This is a genomic window from Streptomyces olivochromogenes (genome assembly GCF_021538895.1).
Classification (GTDB): Bacteria; Actinomycetota; Actinomycetes; order Streptomycetales; family Streptomycetaceae; genus Streptomyces; species Streptomyces olivochromogenes_A.
Genome location: NZ_JADDRL010000021.1, coordinates 29,891 through 45,254, shown reverse-complemented (window position 1 = coordinate 45,254; position 15,364 = coordinate 29,891). Strand labels below are relative to the sequence as shown.

Annotated in this window: 14 protein-coding genes; 6 read left to right on the top strand and 8 right to left on the bottom strand. The window is 73.5% G+C overall.

The annotated features are described in order from the left end of the window. The first annotated feature begins 74 nt into the window (after positions 1 to 74). Both IPZ69_RS13390 and IPZ69_RS13385 read left to right on the top strand, forming a co-directional pair. Positions 75 to 968 carry an SGNH/GDSL hydrolase family protein gene (locus IPZ69_RS13390; protein ID WP_235454319.1) on the top strand — a complete coding sequence of 298 codons (894 nt, stop codon included), beginning with the start codon at positions 75 to 77 and terminating at the stop codon, positions 966 to 968. Positions 969 to 989: 21 nt separating this feature from the next. Next, a complete protein-coding gene (locus IPZ69_RS13385) occupies positions 990 to 2,000 on the top strand; it encodes an aldose epimerase family protein (protein WP_235454318.1) in 1,011 nt (336 codons plus the stop codon). Between the two features lie 131 nt (positions 2,001 to 2,131). Here IPZ69_RS13385 and IPZ69_RS13380 read toward each other — a convergent pair whose 3' ends face one another. From IPZ69_RS13380 to IPZ69_RS47390, 3 genes are read right to left on the bottom strand one after another with little or no spacing between them, the layout of a single operon-like run. Then, entirely contained in the window at positions 2,132 to 4,573 is a 2,442-nt protein-coding gene (locus IPZ69_RS13380) for a beta-glucosidase family protein (RefSeq protein WP_235454317.1), read from the bottom strand. Positions 4,574 to 4,629: 56 nt separating this feature from the next. After that, positions 4,630 to 4,968, bottom strand: coding sequence for a YrdB family protein (locus IPZ69_RS13375; RefSeq protein WP_235454316.1), 339 nt, complete (start codon positions 4,966 to 4,968; stop codon positions 4,630 to 4,632). 11 nt (positions 4,969 to 4,979) lie between these two features. Beyond that, the gene (locus tag IPZ69_RS47390) at positions 4,980 to 5,222 is read right to left on the bottom strand and encodes a hypothetical protein (protein ID WP_308407455.1); all 243 of its coding nucleotides are present in this window, start codon (positions 5,220 to 5,222) and stop codon (positions 4,980 to 4,982) included. A 58-nt stretch (positions 5,223 to 5,280) separates the two neighbouring features. Here IPZ69_RS47390 and IPZ69_RS13365 point away from each other — a divergent pair, with 58 nt between their 5' ends. Continuing rightward, on the top strand, positions 5,281 to 6,546 hold the full coding sequence (locus IPZ69_RS13365; protein ID WP_235454315.1) for a pyroglutamyl peptidase: 1,266 nt from the start codon (positions 5,281 to 5,283) through the stop codon (positions 6,544 to 6,546). Here the strand turns inward: IPZ69_RS13365 and IPZ69_RS13360 are convergent. Both IPZ69_RS13360 and IPZ69_RS13355 read right to left on the bottom strand, forming a co-directional pair. Beyond that, positions 6,536 to 7,345, bottom strand: coding sequence for an EI24 domain-containing protein (locus tag IPZ69_RS13360; RefSeq protein WP_235454314.1), 810 nt, complete (start codon positions 7,343 to 7,345; stop codon positions 6,536 to 6,538). The two genes, IPZ69_RS13365 and IPZ69_RS13360, sit on opposite strands and share 11 nt — an antisense overlap. Positions 7,346 to 7,414: 69 nt before the next feature. Beyond that, positions 7,415 to 7,870: a MarR family winged helix-turn-helix transcriptional regulator gene (locus tag IPZ69_RS13355; RefSeq protein WP_235454313.1), complete on the bottom strand. Its 456-nt coding sequence runs from the start codon at positions 7,868 to 7,870 to the stop codon at positions 7,415 to 7,417. A gap of 91 nt (positions 7,871 to 7,961) precedes the next feature. On the opposite strand from IPZ69_RS13355, the gene IPZ69_RS13350 reads away from it, so the two are divergent. Next, on the top strand, positions 7,962 to 8,960 hold the full coding sequence (locus tag IPZ69_RS13350) for an NADP-dependent oxidoreductase (protein WP_235454312.1): 999 nt from the start codon (positions 7,962 to 7,964) through the stop codon (positions 8,958 to 8,960). A gap of 105 nt (positions 8,961 to 9,065) precedes the next feature. After that, a complete protein-coding gene (locus IPZ69_RS13345; RefSeq protein ID WP_235454311.1) occupies positions 9,066 to 9,512 on the top strand; it encodes an organic hydroperoxide resistance protein in 447 nt (148 codons plus the stop codon). A 43-nt stretch (positions 9,513 to 9,555) separates the two neighbouring features. On the opposite strand, the gene IPZ69_RS13340 is transcribed toward IPZ69_RS13345, so the two are convergent. Together IPZ69_RS13340 and IPZ69_RS13335 are read right to left on the bottom strand one after the other, a co-directional pair. Next, complete coding sequence (locus tag IPZ69_RS13340; protein ID WP_235454310.1) at positions 9,556 to 10,713, bottom strand: serine hydrolase domain-containing protein; 1,158 nt, start codon at positions 10,711 to 10,713, stop codon at positions 9,556 to 9,558. Further along, positions 10,710 to 13,301 (bottom strand): M14 family zinc carboxypeptidase, encoded by a 2,592-nt coding sequence (locus IPZ69_RS13335; protein ID WP_235454309.1) that lies wholly within the window; start codon positions 13,299 to 13,301, stop codon positions 10,710 to 10,712. The genes IPZ69_RS13340 and IPZ69_RS13335 overlap by 4 nt, the downstream gene beginning before the upstream one ends. A 201-nt stretch (positions 13,302 to 13,502) precedes the next feature. On the opposite strand from IPZ69_RS13335, the gene IPZ69_RS13330 reads away from it, so the two are divergent. Next, the gene (locus IPZ69_RS13330; protein WP_235454308.1) at positions 13,503 to 14,366 is read left to right on the top strand and encodes a hypothetical protein; all 864 of its coding nucleotides are present in this window, start codon (positions 13,503 to 13,505) and stop codon (positions 14,364 to 14,366) included. Between the two features lie 82 nt (positions 14,367 to 14,448). Here IPZ69_RS13330 and IPZ69_RS13325 read toward each other — a convergent pair whose 3' ends face one another. Beyond that, a complete protein-coding gene (locus IPZ69_RS13325) occupies positions 14,449 to 15,330 on the bottom strand; it encodes an SCO2400 family protein (protein ID WP_235454307.1) in 882 nt (293 codons plus the stop codon). Positions 15,331 to 15,364: the final 34 nt, after the last annotated feature.

Below are 15,364 nucleotides of genomic sequence, written 5' to 3'. Positions count from 1 at the left end.
GCCCGCCGGGAACCCTCGCGCGTTGTCATGGGTTGGGGACCATGACGGCACGACAACAGGAGAGGGACCACGGCATGCGAAACCGACGCCGGCGCCGGCGGAGTGTCCTCGCCCTCACCGCCGTGGCGGCCCTGGGCCTGGCCGGTTGCGACGCCGCGGGCGACGACTCCCCCGCGCCGGACGGCACCCGCGCGAAGACGGCCCCGGTGCGCCCGGTGTGGAACCGCAGCCCGTCCTCGATCGCCGCCGTCGGCGACTCCATCACCCGCGGCTTCGACGCCTGCACGGTGCTGTCGGACTGCCCCGAGGTGTCCTGGGCGACCGGCACCAGCTCCCAGGTCGACAGCCTGGCGGTACGGCTGCTGGGGCGGGCCAGGGCGGCCGAGAACAGCTGGAACTACGCGGTGACCGGCGCCCGGATGGCCGATCTGCCCGCCCAGATGGCCGAGGCGGTCACCCGTCGGCCCCAGTTGGTGACGGTGATGGCGGGGGCGAACGACGCCTGCCGGTCCTCGGCCCGCGCGATGACCTCGGTGGCCGACTTCCGCACGGGGTTCGAGGAGGCGATGCGCACGCTGCGCACCTCGCTGCCGAAGGCGCAGGTGTACGTCGCGAGCGTGCCGAACCTGAAGCGGCTGTGGTCCCAGGGCCGGACGAACCCGCTCGGCAAGCAGGTGTGGAAGCTGGGCATCTGCCCGTCCATGCTGAACGACGCCGACGACCTGGACACGGCCGCCATAGTGCGGCGGGACAAGGTGCAGCGGCGGGTGGAGGCGTACAACCGGGTGCTGCAGGAGGTCTGCGCCAAGGACCGCAGGTGCCGCTTCGACGGCGGCGCGGTCTTCGACTACGAGTTCGGCACCGACCAGCTCAGCCACTGGGACTGGTTCCACCCGAGCACGGACGGCCAGGCGCGGCTCGCGGCCATCGCGTACCGGACGATCACGGCCGAGGAGCCGGTCGCCTAGGGGTGCCCTAGGGTTTTCCACATGAGCGAACTTTTCGGTGCGCTTTCCGACGGTCGCCCGGTCCACCGCTGGACGCTGGAGCGCGCCGGGGTGCGTGTGCGGGTCCTGACGTACGGCGGGATCGTGCAGTCCGTGGAGGTTCCGGACCGATGGGGGTCCCCCCGCTCGAGCGAAGTCGAGAGTGGGGGAGGGCGGGCGGCGGACGTCGTGCTGGGGTTCGCCGGCCTGGACGGTTATCTGGCGCACCCGGAGCCGTTCCTCGGCGCGCTCGTCGGCCGGTACGCCAACCGGATCGCGGGCGCCCACTTCCCGCTGGACGACCTGACCTACGCCCTGGCGCCGAACGACGGGCGCAACTGCCTGCACGGCGGCGAGCACGGGTTCGACAAGCGCGTCTGGGACGCGGAGCCGGTCGGGCACGGGGTGCGCCTGAGCCGGGTCAGCCCGCACGGCGAGGGGGGTTTCCCGGGCCGGCTGAAGCTCTCGGCCACCTACACCCTGGACGCGTCCGGGGCGCTGCGGATCACGTACGAGGCGGTGACGGACGCGCCGACCGTGCTCAACCTGACGAACCACAGCTACTTCGACCTGTCCGGCTCGGGCGACGCGGGCGGCCAGGAACTGCGGCTCGCCGCGTCCCGGTACACCCCGGTCGACGCGGAGCTGATCCCGACCGGCGTGCTGGAGGACGTGACGGGCTCCCGCTTCGACTTCCGTACGGCCCGCAAGGTCGGCGCCGGGTACGACCACAACTTCGTCCTCGACAAGGGCCTGACCGAGGCGCCCGAGGTGGTGGCCGAGCTGCACGATGCGGCGTCCGGCCGGCTGCTGACCGTCGCGACCACCGAGCCCGGGCTCCAGCTCTACACCGGTGACCACCTCGGCGCCCCCTTCGCCCCGGGCAGGGGCGTGGCCCTGGAGACCCAGCACTTCCCGGACTCCCCGAACCACCCGCACTTCCCGACCACCCAGCTGCGCCCGGGCCGGGTGTTCCGCTCGGAGACGGTGTACGGCTTCGGCGTACGGGGGTAGGGCCGCCCCGGCGCACGGGGACGGGGCCGCTTCGGCGCGCCGTGCCGCGGGGGCCGGTGGGGAGGTCGTTGGCCCCGGTCCAGGGGTCAGGTCCCGGACCGGGGCCGCTCGGTGGGGACTGTCGTCCCGGGTCAGACGTTAATCGTGGCGGCGAGACGGTGGTCGGTGAGGGAGCGGCTCGCCGTGATCTCGTACGAACCCTTCACAAACTCCCACGCCTTCGCCTTCTCGTCCCAGACCTCGAAGGCGCGTCGCGGGAGGTCGACGGTGACCTCGACGCTCTGGCCGGGTCCCGCCTCGGCGCCCGCGAAGCCCGCCAGCCAGCGCGCCGGGCGCTCGGCGTCCGGGGCGCCCGGGGCCAGATAGACCTGGACCACTTCCCGCCCCACCCGCGCCCCGGTGTTGCGGACGCGGATCCGCGCGGTCGTCCCCTCGACCTCCAGTGACTCGTACGTCCACTCGGTGTAGCCGAGGCCGTGCCCGAAGGCGTACGACGGGGTGCGGCCCGCCTTCTCCCAGGCCCGGTAGCCGATGAACACGCCCTCGGTGTAGGCGAGCGCGCCGTGCTCCGGGACAACCCGGGTGACCGGGGCGTCGCGCAGGGAGCCCCAGGTGGTGGGCAGCCGGCCGCCGGGCTCGTGCGCCCCGGTCAGCACGTCGGCCAGGGCCGCGCCGCCCTCCTGGCCGGGGAACCAGCTCAGCAGCACGGCCGCGACCTCGTCGCGCCAGGGCAGTTCCACCGGGGAGCCCGAGTTGACGACCACGACGGTGCGGGGGTTGGCGGCGGCGACGGCGCGGACCAGGTCGTCCTGGCGGCCGGGCAGCCGCAGGTCCCGGCGGTCGAAGCCCTCGGACTCGACCCGCTCGGTGGTGGCGACCACGACGACGGCGGTGTCGGCGCCCCGGGCGGCCTCGGCGGCCTCCGCGATCAGTTCGTCCGGGTCCCGCGGGGGGCCCTGGTGGGCCAGGGCGAAGATGACGTTCTTGAGGGGGACGCCCCGCGGGTGGGTCACCACGTGGGTGAGGGAGACGTCGACCGGTTCGCCCGCGGTGAGTTCGGCCTGGGCGCGGGGCACCGGGGCGTCGAAGAAGACGGCGAAGGGGTCGCCGCCGGACGGGCGCTGGACGTCGTCGTAGTACGTCGTGCCGCCGACGGTGAGCGTGAACGCGCCCAGGCCCTTGATGCCGAAGGTGTGCGGGCCGCTCTCGCGCGGGGTGAAGGTGCCGGTCAGTTCCACGGTGTGCAAGGCCACGTGACTGACGCCCGTGGGCAGGTCGGAGCCCAGCCACTGGATCTGGCCGCCGGGGGCCGTGCCGGTGCCGAGGACGTTGCCCGCGGCGTCGCGGCAGACGGCGCGCAGGGTGAAGTCGCGGCCGCCGACGGCGAGTTCGGTGTCCGGATCGGCGCCGACCGCGTAGCTCAGGGCGCCGTCGGGGAGGGCCGCGGTGAGGCCGTCGAGGGGAGAGACGATCCGGGCCGGGAAGACGGTGGCGGAGCCGCCGCCGAGGACCCGGGCCTCGCGGGCGGCGGCGCCGGTCAGCGCCACGGTCGCACCGGCCGTCAGGGGCAGGGCACCGCGCTCGTTGCGGACCAGGACGAAGGCGCGGCGGGCGATCTCGCGGGCCAGGTCCGCCCCGTCGACCGGCCCGGGCACCTCGGTGACCGCGGGTTCGGCGCCGTCCAGGACGCCGACGCGGGCGGCGAGCCGCAGCACGTTGCGTACGGCCGCGTCGACCGCGGACTCGTCGACCTCGCCGTCCCGCACGGCCCGCGCGAGGGGCGCGCCGTACACCGTGACCGGGCCGGGCATGGCCACGTCCAGGCCGCCGGTGAGGGCGCCGACGGTCGACCGGGCGGCCGTCCAGTCGGAGACGTTGACGCCGTCGAAACCCCATTCGCCGCGCAGGACTTCCTGGACCAGGTGGCGGTGTTCGGTCATCGTCGTGCCGTTGACCTGGTTGTAGGCGGTCATCACGCCCCAGGGCCGGGCCTGCGCGACGATCGCCTCGAAGGGCGCCAGATAGAGCTCGCGCAGGGCGCGTTCGCCGACGAGGTTGTCCACGGTGAAGCGGTCGGTCTCGGCGTCGTTGGCGACGAAGTGCTTGACGGTGGTGGCGACGCCACCGGACTGCACGCCGGTCACATAGCCCGTGCCGATGCGCCCGGTCAGGTACGGGTCCTCGCTGTAGCCCTCGAAGTGACGGCCGCCGAGCGGGGAGCGGTGCAGGTTGACGGTGGGCGCGAGCAGGACGTGGACGCCCTTGCGGCGGGCCTCCTGCGCGAGCAGGACGCCTGCGCGGCAAGCCAGTTCGGGGTCCCAGGTGGCGGCGAGCGCGGTCGGGGAGGGCAGGGCGACGGACGGGTCGTCGGCGGTCCAGCGCACGCCCCGGACGCCGATCGGGCCGTCGGACATGACCAGGGAGGCGAGGCCGATCTCCGGCAGGGCCGGCAGGCTCCACATGTCCTGGCCGGACAGGAGCCGGGCCTTGGCGTCCAGGTCGAGTCGTCGCAGGGCCGCCTCCACGACGGCCTCACGGGCCGCGTCCGCTCGGGCGTTGCCGGTCTCCGCCACGGTGGTACCTCCTCGTCGAAGTCCGCTGGGTACCTCCCATCGTGTCCATCACCCGGTCACTGCCGCCAGACGACCGCCAGTGCCTTGCTGATCGCGCAGACCAGTGCGAAGGCGATCCCCCAGCCCACCGCCCCGGCGGCGAACAGGGCGAGCACCCCGGCCCCGAACCACAGCAGTTCGAAGCCGACGCGGACCGCTCCGCGCGTCTTGTACGACGCCTTCCGCGAGCCGAACAGCGCCCAGAGCACGACGAGTACGGCGGGCGCGGCGAGTCCGAGCAGCCACCGCGCGGGGGTGGCCGCGTCCCGGGTGAAGCCCCAGCGGGCGGCGGCCGCGAGGGCGCCGAGTTCTATCAGGAACAGGACGCCCAGGTTCACGGCCTTCGCTGTCTTCATGCGCGGCAGTATCACCTGCCGCCGGGCACCGCCGCCACGATCTCGATCTCGACCAGGGCCTTGGGGCGGAACAGCCGGGGCACCTCGAAGGTCATCCTGCTGCCGGTGCTCGACGAGCACGCCCCCGCGCGGGCGGTGTACGCGGCGACGCCGCGGGGGCGGTCACTGGCCTCGGCCACGGAGGCGTTCCTGGCGGGGCTGCGGGAGGCCACGGCGAGGATCCCACGCCCCATGGCGTAGACCACTCCCGTCACGCGATACTTCCGCCGTCCCGCACGAGGCACCCACCGCGACGGAAGGACCTGAACTTCCTTGACCTCCTTACGCGTTCGGATCGGCTTCCTCTCCATGGCCCTGCTGGCGGGCCTGTCGGCCCCCGCTTCGGCGGTGTCCGCCGACGGCGCCCCTGCCCCCGTCCCCGCCCCGACCGTCGAGGAACAGCGGCTCGACCGGGCCGTGCCCCAGGAGATCCTGCGGCGTTCCGGATTCGACGCCGTGGCACCGGAGTTCGCCCGCGCGCTCGACTCGGCGGACTCCTTCGCGCGGGCCCGCCACATCGTCGTGCGCGAGGGATCCGCGCTGTGGCGGCGGGCCGTCGACCGGGCGCAGAGGCGGGGTCCCGCGGCCGGCGACCTGAGTCCGGACGACGACCGGCCGCTGTACTGGGCGCGGTTGGGAATGACCCGGCATGTGCGGACGTGGGAACCGGGGTTCGGGCTGAGCCAGTCGCAACGGGCGGCGCTGCTGGACGGGTTGGAGCGCGCCTCACGTGGGGAGACCGACCTCCGCCTCCCGCACGGCAAGGGCGTCCGGCGCATCCTCGTCACCGGCTTCGACCCCTTCACCCTCGACCGGGACATCCGCATCTCCAACCCGTCCGGTGCCACCGCGCTGGCCCTGGACGGCACGGTGATCGAGACGGCGGACGGTCCGGCGCGGGTGGAGACCGCCGTGTTCCCGGTGCGCTGGCAGGACTTCGCCGAGGGCACGGTGGAGCGGACGCTGCGGCCGTACCTGCCGAAGGCGGACCTGTTCGCGACCGTGAGCCAGGGCCGCGTCGGGCGCTTCGACATCGAGCGCACCAACGGGGCCTGGCGGGGCGGCTTCCCCGACAACGACTCCGTCGGCCGGACGGAGACGATCCCGGTCACCGAGCCGGCCGCGCAGCCGCAGTGGACGACCACGACGCTGCCCTACGCGGCGATCGTGGCCGCGCACACCGGGCGCTTCCCGGTGTACGACCACACGGAGGTGACCGAGATCCCGGCGGGCGGCACCGAGGCGGTCGTCCGCCCGGACGGACCGACGCCCGGCTCGACCGCCCGTGCCGGGGGCGGCGGCAACTACCTCTCGAACGAGATCGCCTACCGCGCGACCCTGCTCCGGGACCGTCTCGGCCTGCACGACACGCTGCCGGGCGGGCATGTCCACACCCCGGTGCTGCAGTTCGGCACCGGCAACACCGACCCGTCGACCGGCACGGTCACGGACCCGGAGTTCGTGCGCAACCGGCTGGACATCATCGCGCAGGTGCGGTCGATCGTGACGGCGGCGGCGGACGCGACGTTCAGGAAGTGACCTGCCGGTCCTCGTCCGCGGCGTCGCCGTCGTCCTCCGTGGCGCCCTCGGCGATCTCCTCGCCCAGCAGGTCGCGGGCGAGGAGCGTGGCGCCCGCGACCGCGCCCGGCATCAGGAACACCGCGACGAACGGGACCAGGAAGGCCAGGCCGAGGGGCGCGCCGAAGCCCCAGACCAGGGTCTTGCGGGAGCGCAGGAGGCCGAGGCGGGCGCGCAGTTCGACGCCGCGGCGCTGCAGGGCGACGGCGGCGAGCTCCTCGGTGAGGAAGAAGCCGGTGACGAGGAAGCCGAGCACCGGTACGGCCGTCTGGCCGACGAAGGGCAGGAAGCCGAGCGCGAACAGCAGCACGCCCCAGACGGCGGCGCGGGCCAGGATGCGCAGGCTGTCGCGGGCCGAGATCCACAGCTCGCGCCAGAGCGGGAGGCCGGACTCGGGCGCGGTGCCGTCGGGCGACACGTCCCGGTCGACCTTCTCGGAGAGTTTCTCGTAGAAGGGCTGGCCGATCAGCAGGGTCACGGCGGTGAAGGTGAGGACGGCCATGAGCAGGCCGAGCGCGAAGAGCACCGCCGTGAGGAAGCCGCGGAACAGGCCCTGCCAGGGGCTCGACCAGTCGTCGGCGAAGGGGGTGGCCCAGGAGACGAAGTCCTCGCCCCAGATGGCCAGCGCGACGAGCGCCGCCCCGTACAGGACCAGGGCGATCAGGCCGGGCAGCAGGCCGAAGTTGTACTGCTTGCCGTGCCGGGCCACCCATCGCTGGCCCTTCAGCAGATAACCGAATCCCACCCCAAGATCGCGCATGGCCAAAACTTTACCGGGGGTCTGCGGAAGGTCCCAAGGGCCCGGGGGCCCGAGGGCCTGTCCGCCGGGTCAGTCCTGGGCGCCCAGCATCCGGCGAAGCAGGTCCCGCAGGGTCAGCCGCTCCTCGTCGGACAGTCCGGCGAGGGGTTCCCGGGCGAAGCGCAGGCCCTCGCGGAGGTCGAGGGAGACACCGCGGCCCTCGTCGGTGGCGGCGGCGAGCTTCACCCGGCGGTCCGCCGGGTCGGGGCGGCGCTCGACCAGTCCGCGGGCCTCCAGGCGGTCCACGATCCCGGTCACGTTGGACGGCTCGCACTTCAGCTTCTGCGCGAGCTTGCGCATCGGCAGCGGCTCCAGCGACAGGAGGTTCAGCAGCCTTGCCTGGGCCCCGGTGAGCCGGTGCTCGCCCGCCGCCTCCTCGTAGTCCGCGTAGAACCGGGCCACGACGTCCCCGATCAGCTCGACGACCTCCATGGTCAGCTCATCGGGGCGGGAGATCTGGCGGGAGATCTTCTGTGGGCTCGACATGTACTCCAGAGTACCCGGTTACTTGACATCATGAAATATTCAGGCGCATGGTTGTTTCAGGTACTGAAGTAAATCCCGAAAGGCACAGGTCATGATCAACCGCGAATGGCACCTCCTCAGCCGCCCCGTCGGCTGGCCGAAGCCCGAGGACTTCGCCCTCGTCGAGGCGGAGGTCCCGACGCCGGGCGAGGGTCAGGTGCTCGTGCGGAACAAGTACCTCTCCGTGGACCCGTACATGCGCGGCCGAATGAGTGCCGCGAAGTCGTACGCCGCCCCCTTCGAGCTGGGCAAGGTCATGCAGGGCGGCGCCGTCGGCGAGGTCGTCGCCTCCAACGCCGAGGGTCTCTCCGTCGGCGACCACGTCCTGCACTTCTTCGGCTGGCGCGAGTACGCGGTCCTGGACGCGCAGCACGCCGTCAAGGTCGACCCCGAGGCCGCCCCGCTGTCCACGTACCTCGGCGTCCTCGGCATGACCGGCCTCACCGCCTACGCCGGTCTGCTGCGCACCGCCTCCTTCAAGGAGGGCGACTCCGTCTTCGTCTCCGGCGCCGCGGGTGCCGTGGGCAGCCAGGTCGGGCAGATCGCCAAGCTCAAGGGCGCCTCGCGGGTCATCGGCTCCGCCGGGTCCGACGAGAAGGTCAAGCTGCTGGTGGAGGAGTACGGCTTCGACGCCGCCTTCAACTACAAGAACGGCCCCGTCGGCGAGCAGCTGCGGGCCGCCGCCCCCGACGGCATCGACGTCTACTTCGACAACGTCGGCGGCGACCACCTGGAGGCGGCCATCGGCTCGCTCAACCAGGGCGGCCGGATCGCGGTCTGCGGAATGATCTCCGTCTACAACAACACCGAGCCGGCCCCCGGCCCGCGCAACCTCGCCCGCCTCATCCAGACCCGCGGCCGCATGGAGGGCTTCCTGGTCGGCGACCACTACGACCTGCAGCCGCAGTTCGTGGCCGAGGTCGGCCCCTGGGTGGCCTCCGGCCGGCTCAAGTACCGCGAGACCGTGGTCGAGGGCATCGAGAACAACCTGGAGGCGTTCCTCGGGGTCCTGCGCGGCGACAACACCGGAAAGATGATCGTCAAGCTGTAAGGCCCGCGGGACTTCCCGGCTGTTTCCGGCATGCGGTAACTTCTTTCCGAAATCCGTGGTGATCGTGGGCGCGAGTCGCCGCGGACCGAGGAGGAGGACAACCGCATGCCCAGCACCCCCATTGGCCCGTCCGACGTCCTGTACACCGCCGTCGCCACCGCCGAGAACGGCCGCGACGGCAGGGTCGCCACCGACGACGGCAGGCTCGACGTCGTCGTCAATCCGCCCAAGGAGATGGGCGGGAGCGGCGCGGGCACCAACCCGGAGCAGCTGTTCGCCGCCGGTTACAGCGCCTGCTTCCAGGGCGCGCTCGGGGTCGTCGCCCGTCAGGAGGGCGCCGACGTCTCCGGCTCGACCGTCACCGCGAAGGTCGGTATCGGCAGGAACGACGACGGGTTCGGGATCATCGTCGAGATCTCGGCCGAGATCCCGGGCGTCGACGCGGACACCGCGCGCGCTCTGGTCGAGAAGGCCCACCAGGTGTGCCCGTACTCGAAGGCGACGCGCGGGAACATCACCGTGACGCTGGTCCGAGACCGGTCGTCGCGCTGAGCGGGGGCCGCACCCTTGGGGACGGGGGTGCGGCCTCTCGTCGTCAGCGGGCCAGTGCCGCCCGGTGCACCGCCCCCGCCAGCCGGTCGTTCTCCGGGGCCGCCCCTCCCGGGAACGCGAAGCGGCGCCGCGTGTAGCCGTAGGCGACGCCGCTGCGCGGGTCGGCGAAGGCCTGCGAACCCGCCGCGCCGCTGTGGCCGATCGCGCCGGCGCCCAGGAAGGTGTGCCAGGTGTCGGCGGTGGCCTGGAAGCCCAGGCCGTACGACTTGTGGGCGCGGGCCACCAGGTCGTACCCCACGGAGTGGTACTGGCCGAACTCCGCCACCGTGTCCTCCTTCAGCAGCGGTGCCTTGCCGTCGATCTCGCTGAGCAGCGCCGCGTACATCCCGGCCAGACCGCGCGCCGAGGCGACCCCGCCCACCGAGGCCGGGCCCTTGGCGCGGATCAGCGGCTCGTTGAGCAGGGACTCCAGGTCGGTGGGCTCGGCCGCGTGCTCGTTGAACGCGATCGCGGCGAGCGTGTGCGGGCCGGACGGGACGGTGTCGAGCAGCGCGCGCTGCTGGGCCGTCGGGAGCATCGGCAGGGTGCTGCGCAAACGCGGCTCGTGCGCGGATGGCAGGCCCAGGAAGAAGTCGAGGTCGTAGGGAGCGCGGACCCGCTCCTGGTACACCTCCTGCAAGGTGCGGCCCGTCGCACGCCGCACGACCTCGCCGGTGAGCGCGCCGATGACCAGGGCGTGGTAGCCGAAGGCCGTGCCGGGGCGCCAGAACGGCCGCTGGTCGGCGAGGCGTTCGGCCATCGCCCGGTCGTCGGCCAGCTCCGCCGGGGTGAATCCGGAGTCGGTGCCGACCAGACCCGCCCGGTGCGCGATCAGCTCGCGCACGGTCAGTGCCCCCTTGCCCTCGGCGGCGAACTCCGGCCAGTAGTAGGTGACCTTGCGGTCCAGCTCCAGCGTGCCGTCCTGCACGAGGATCGCCACCACCAGGTGGGCGGCTCCCTTGGTCGACGAGTACACGCCGTAGAGGCTGTCGCCGTCGACGCCGTCCCCGGCCCACAGGTCGACGACCCGTCGCCCGTGGACGTACGCGCACAACTGGCCCTCGTAGTCGGCGCGTTCCGTGGCGATGAACGCGGTGAACTCCTCGCGCACCGGCTCATAGCCCTCGGCGACCGTGCCGTGGACGGTGATCTCCTGCGTCATCCGCTCTCCTCAACCGAGCCGCTGCTCGCTGCTCCCATTGTGAACAACGCCCTTCCGACCTGGGCGAGTTCCCCCTTCGGGTGGTCCCGGAAGAGGGGTTCGGTGCCGAACAGCACCGCACGCGGGCCGCTCACCACCGAGGCCTGTCCCGCCGCCGCGCCCGGCCCGCCGAAGCCGTCGGCCCCCGGCCGCCAGTGGCCGGCGAGAAGCGGGTTCCCGGTCGCGTACGACTGCTCGACCCGGACCCCCGGCCCGAGGTCGGTGAACCAGACGGGTGCGTAGACGAAGGAGTGGTCCGGGGCGCCGGCGGTGACCGGGCCCGAATTCACCACGCGCACCACCCCGTTGGCGTCCGGACTGCCTTCGGCCGGCTTCGCGGCCAGCCCCGCCGCCGAGCCGAGCGCCGCCCCGACCGCACCCCGGCCGACGAGGCCGTGTCCGGCGAGGAAGGCGTCCAGGGCCCGGCGGGCCGGTGCGTCCAGGTCGTCGCGGTCCAGCCCGGCCGACACGAACAGCACGTCCGCCCGCGACCAGTCGAAGCCCGCGTCCAGGAGCTCGGTGGAGACGGGCACGACGTCGAAGTTCATCTCCCGCAGCGCGAACAGCTCGCCGGGGGTGACGGCGGCCGCCACGCGCGGGCGGCGCAGGGCCGCGGTGGCGGGCCCGAGGGTGGTGGCGTCGAAGGAGACGTCGTACGTCCGGGCCGCGTCGGCGGCCGCCGCGCGCGCCGAGGCCGGGACCACGGCGCTGCCGTCGCCCGCGAGACGTACGGACACGTGCTGCGCGAGCAGCGCGTTCAGCGCCGCAACCTCCCGTGGGTCGTCCAGCCGCAGCCGCAGGTCGCCGCTCGGGGCGACGTGTCCGACGGCGGCGGCCTCGTGGACGGCGCCGACCGGGAGCCCGGACAGCCGGCCGTCCGGTACGGCCTCGACGGTGGCGCCCCACAGCCGGCCCAGGCTCCAGCCCGAGATGTCGTACATCACCGACACCTTGTCGCTGATGTCCCGGCCGTCGGCGAGCAGCGCGTTCGCCAGACCGCGCTTGGGCTGGTGCAGGTCGACGAGGTAGGAGCCGCTCGGGTAGGTCCGTCCGCCGAGCCGGAAGTCCCCGGTGGCGCGGCCTACGCGGACGTCGTTGGCGAGGAGGTGGTCGACGAGCCGGGCGGCGGCGGAACGCTGGGTGCGGCCCGCCGGGACGACGTACGCCCGCGGGAACGTCGTCGTGTAGACGTCCTCGGGCCCGATGCCGGGCACGCCCGGCACGGTCTTCGGCGACACCGGCACCTGCGCGGCGCCCGCCGTCCCGCGCCGGAAGACCTCGATCTGGTCGGCGATGAGCGTCGTCCGGTGCGAGCGGGCGTAGTCGAGCGTGGCGCGCATGGCGGCCTCGGCGACGGCCACGTCGATCGCGGCCCTGCGCTTCAGTTCGGTCGCCGGCAGGGTGTCGTAGGCCGCGTTGTTGACGGCCAGGGGGATCTCGACGGTGTGCGCGGCGACCGCGCCGTGGAAGGCCGCGTACTGCGGGGTGAAGACCGGGGGCCAGTCGTCCCAGCCCTCCCGCTGGTCGCGGAAGGGGATCTGGACCGGTGCGACGCCGTCCTTCGCCGGGGTGTAACGGAGGCCGTTGACGGCGGCCTCCATGCCGAGGGCGTTGGCGTAGGTGTTCTTCAGGAACAGGTCGTACTCGTAGTTCTCGCCGTGCGGCGGGGTGGCCGGCTCGATGAGGGTGCCGTTGACGTAGCCGTGCAGGTCCAGCATGACGGCCGGCTGCTTGTCGATCTCGATCTGCCGCAACGCCCGCACCTCGGGCTGGGAGGCGGTGACGAAGTCCCGGTTCAGGTCGAAGCCGTTGGCGTTGGCGCGGGTGCCCGCGATCCGGCCGTCCGGGTTGGCGGTGAGGTCGAAGTACAGGCGGCTGTGCGCGAGGAGGTCCGCGGTGCTCGCGTCGTTCGCGGTCGCGAGCCGCTCGATGAGCTTCAGGGCGGCGTCGGTGCCCTCCCGCTCGTCGCCGTGGATGTTGCTGTTGAAGAAGACCGGGGTCTTGTAGGACGCCTTGATCGCGGGGTCCTCGGCGGCCGCGGCGGGCGCGTTCTCGATGCGGTCGCGCATCTGCTCCTGGGCTTGGGTCTCGGCGGCGCTCTCCGGGGCGGTCACGGTGACGAGGTAGAGCCGGTGGCCGCCGGCCGAGTGGCCCGCGACCTCTACGCTCACCCGGTCGCCGAGGCGCTGGAGGGCGTTCAGCCGGGGGGCGATGGCGTGGTACGGGACGAGGCCGAGCTTGAGGGAGCGGTCGGCGGCGTTCTCCGGGTCGGGGGCGAGGACCTGTTGGCGCGGGTAGCCGCGGCCGGCGTCGGCGAGGTCGGGGAGCCGTGCGGTGAGGGCCGTGCGGGCCGCTGCCGCCGGGGCGTCGGCCGCCCGGTGCTCCGTGGCGGAACCCTCCCGGAGGGCGGGGGCGACGCCGGCTCCGGCGGTTCGGGCGGGGTCCACTCCGGTGGTACGGGCGGGGGCGGCCGCGGTGGCGAGCGCCAGGACGGCAAGGGTCGTGATCAGAACGGATCTCGGGGGAACGGCTCCTGCGGTGGGGGGCACGCGTACCTCCTCTGACGATTCCTGAGAGCGGTACGGCGAGACGTACCTGTTCGACTCAACAGCAACAGGCGAGCCTGGGTGTCACCGTTGCCCCGGATGGCCGATGCGAGAGGGGTCGGACGGGGCATGCTGTGGGCGGGTCCGCGCGGTGGGTGCGAGTCGAGCCGTCGGGCAGAGGCCGAGCAGAGGGCGGGAGGGCCCATGGCGACGATTCCTTCGCTCCCCAGCAGGGACGAGGTGCTGCGCATGGCACGCAGCACCACCGACATCACCGGTCAACTCCTGGACACGGCCGGGAACATCACCAAAATCGCGATCAACACCCTGGACCCGCGCGACGGTTCGGGCACCGAACTGCTGCGGGTGCTGCGCGAGACGACGGCGGAGCTGGCCGAGGCGAGCGCGTCACCACAGGCGCAGGAGGCGTTCTACCGGATCGTGGACACGCTGACCCGGCTGGGCACGAGCGGGATGCCGCTGGCGGCGCACCCGGTCAGCGAACCGGCCCAGGCCCTGCTGGCCGCCCTCGGCGACAGCCTGCTGCCGGTGCTGGACGCGGTGGAGCCCGCCGTGGAGGAGTTCGCGGCCGTGCTCGGGGAGCTGGCCGAGGCGATGTCCCCGCTGCTGCCCACCCTGGCCGGGATGGCGGCGGGCGCGCTGCTGGCCCTCACCCCCGCGATCCGGGCGGCGGCCGAGGTCCTGCGCGAGTCCTCCCCGGAACTGCGCCGCATCGCGGACGCCGTCACGGCGGCCGTGGCTCCCCTCCTGCCCGCCCAGGTGGCGCTGGCGGAGCGGGCGGCCACGGTGGGCGCCGGTCTCGTCCGCGCCGCGCTCCCGCCTCTGGCCGATGTGACGGAGGCGGCCGCCGCGGCGACCAAGGCGGCCCGGCCCGTGCTGATCGCCGGCGAGGAGCTCCTGGTGACGGGCCTGGAGCAACTCCAGCCGCTGCTCCTGACGACAGCCGCCCGTACCGGACGCGTGGCACGGGCCACGGCGATACGGGTGTCGGCGGCGGTGAGCCCGGCGGCGGAGCCGGGGGTGGTGGTGGCGGTCACGCCGGTCTAGGCCCGGTCGGCCGCCCTCGCGGTCACACCGGTCCAGGCCCTGGCGGCCGCCCTCGCGTTCGCGCCGTCGCGGCGGGGAACGCTCAGGTGCACCACCACAGGAACTGCTTGCACGTCTTCGACGGGGAAGGAACCGGTGCCGGGCCGGACGGCGTCGGGTTCGCGCTCGGGGTGGACGCCGGCCGGGAGGTGGCCGGGGACGTGGGGGCCGTGGTCGGCCCGCCCGTGCCCGCGACGGCCGACTGCTCCGACGCGTCGGTGCTCTTGTCGTCGGGGGACTTCGACGCCTTGTCCTTCGCGGACTCGGAGGCGGACGGGGAGGCCGAGGCGTCCGGTGAGGCGGATCCGGCCTTCGTACCGGCGGACGCGTCGTCCAGGGGCTTCGCCGACTCCCCCGAGTCCGAGGAACTCGCGCCGCCGTCCGTGGAGTCGTTGCCGGCCGCGGCCGGCCGCTGGCTGGAGAACGGGGCGTCCATGCCGAGTTCGGCGAGGCTGAGGCCACCGGCCGCCAGGACGAAACCCGCGGTTATCAACAGGGTCCGGCGGCGGCGTCGGCGGTGGGCCGCGGCCTTGCGGTCGCGGCGGCTGCCCTCGGCGCCCGCCGGACCCTCCTCGTCCCCGCCCCGCCCACGCCCACGGCCCCGGCCGCGCGTCTGTTCCCGGCGCCGGGCCGCACGCCCCGACGGCTCGGCCTCGTCGCCGCGCGCGTGGTGTTCGTCGGCGTCGGCGTCCTCGTCGTCGTAGCCCTCGCCGGAGTCGGCGTGCTCGTCACCGTTGTCCCCGCCGTCGCGGTCGTCCCCGTCGTCGTAACTGTCGTAGGGGTTCTGGTTCTTGTACGGGTACGGCTCGTACGGGCGCGCGCCCGATTCCTCCGGGTACGCGCGGAGCTGTTCGACGGGAGTGCCGCACCCCGGGCAGGCGAGAGCGCCGTTGAGGTGCCTACGGCACGGGAGGCAGTAGTCCATGACGCGGGAAGACTAAGTTCCCGGAGGGTCACGT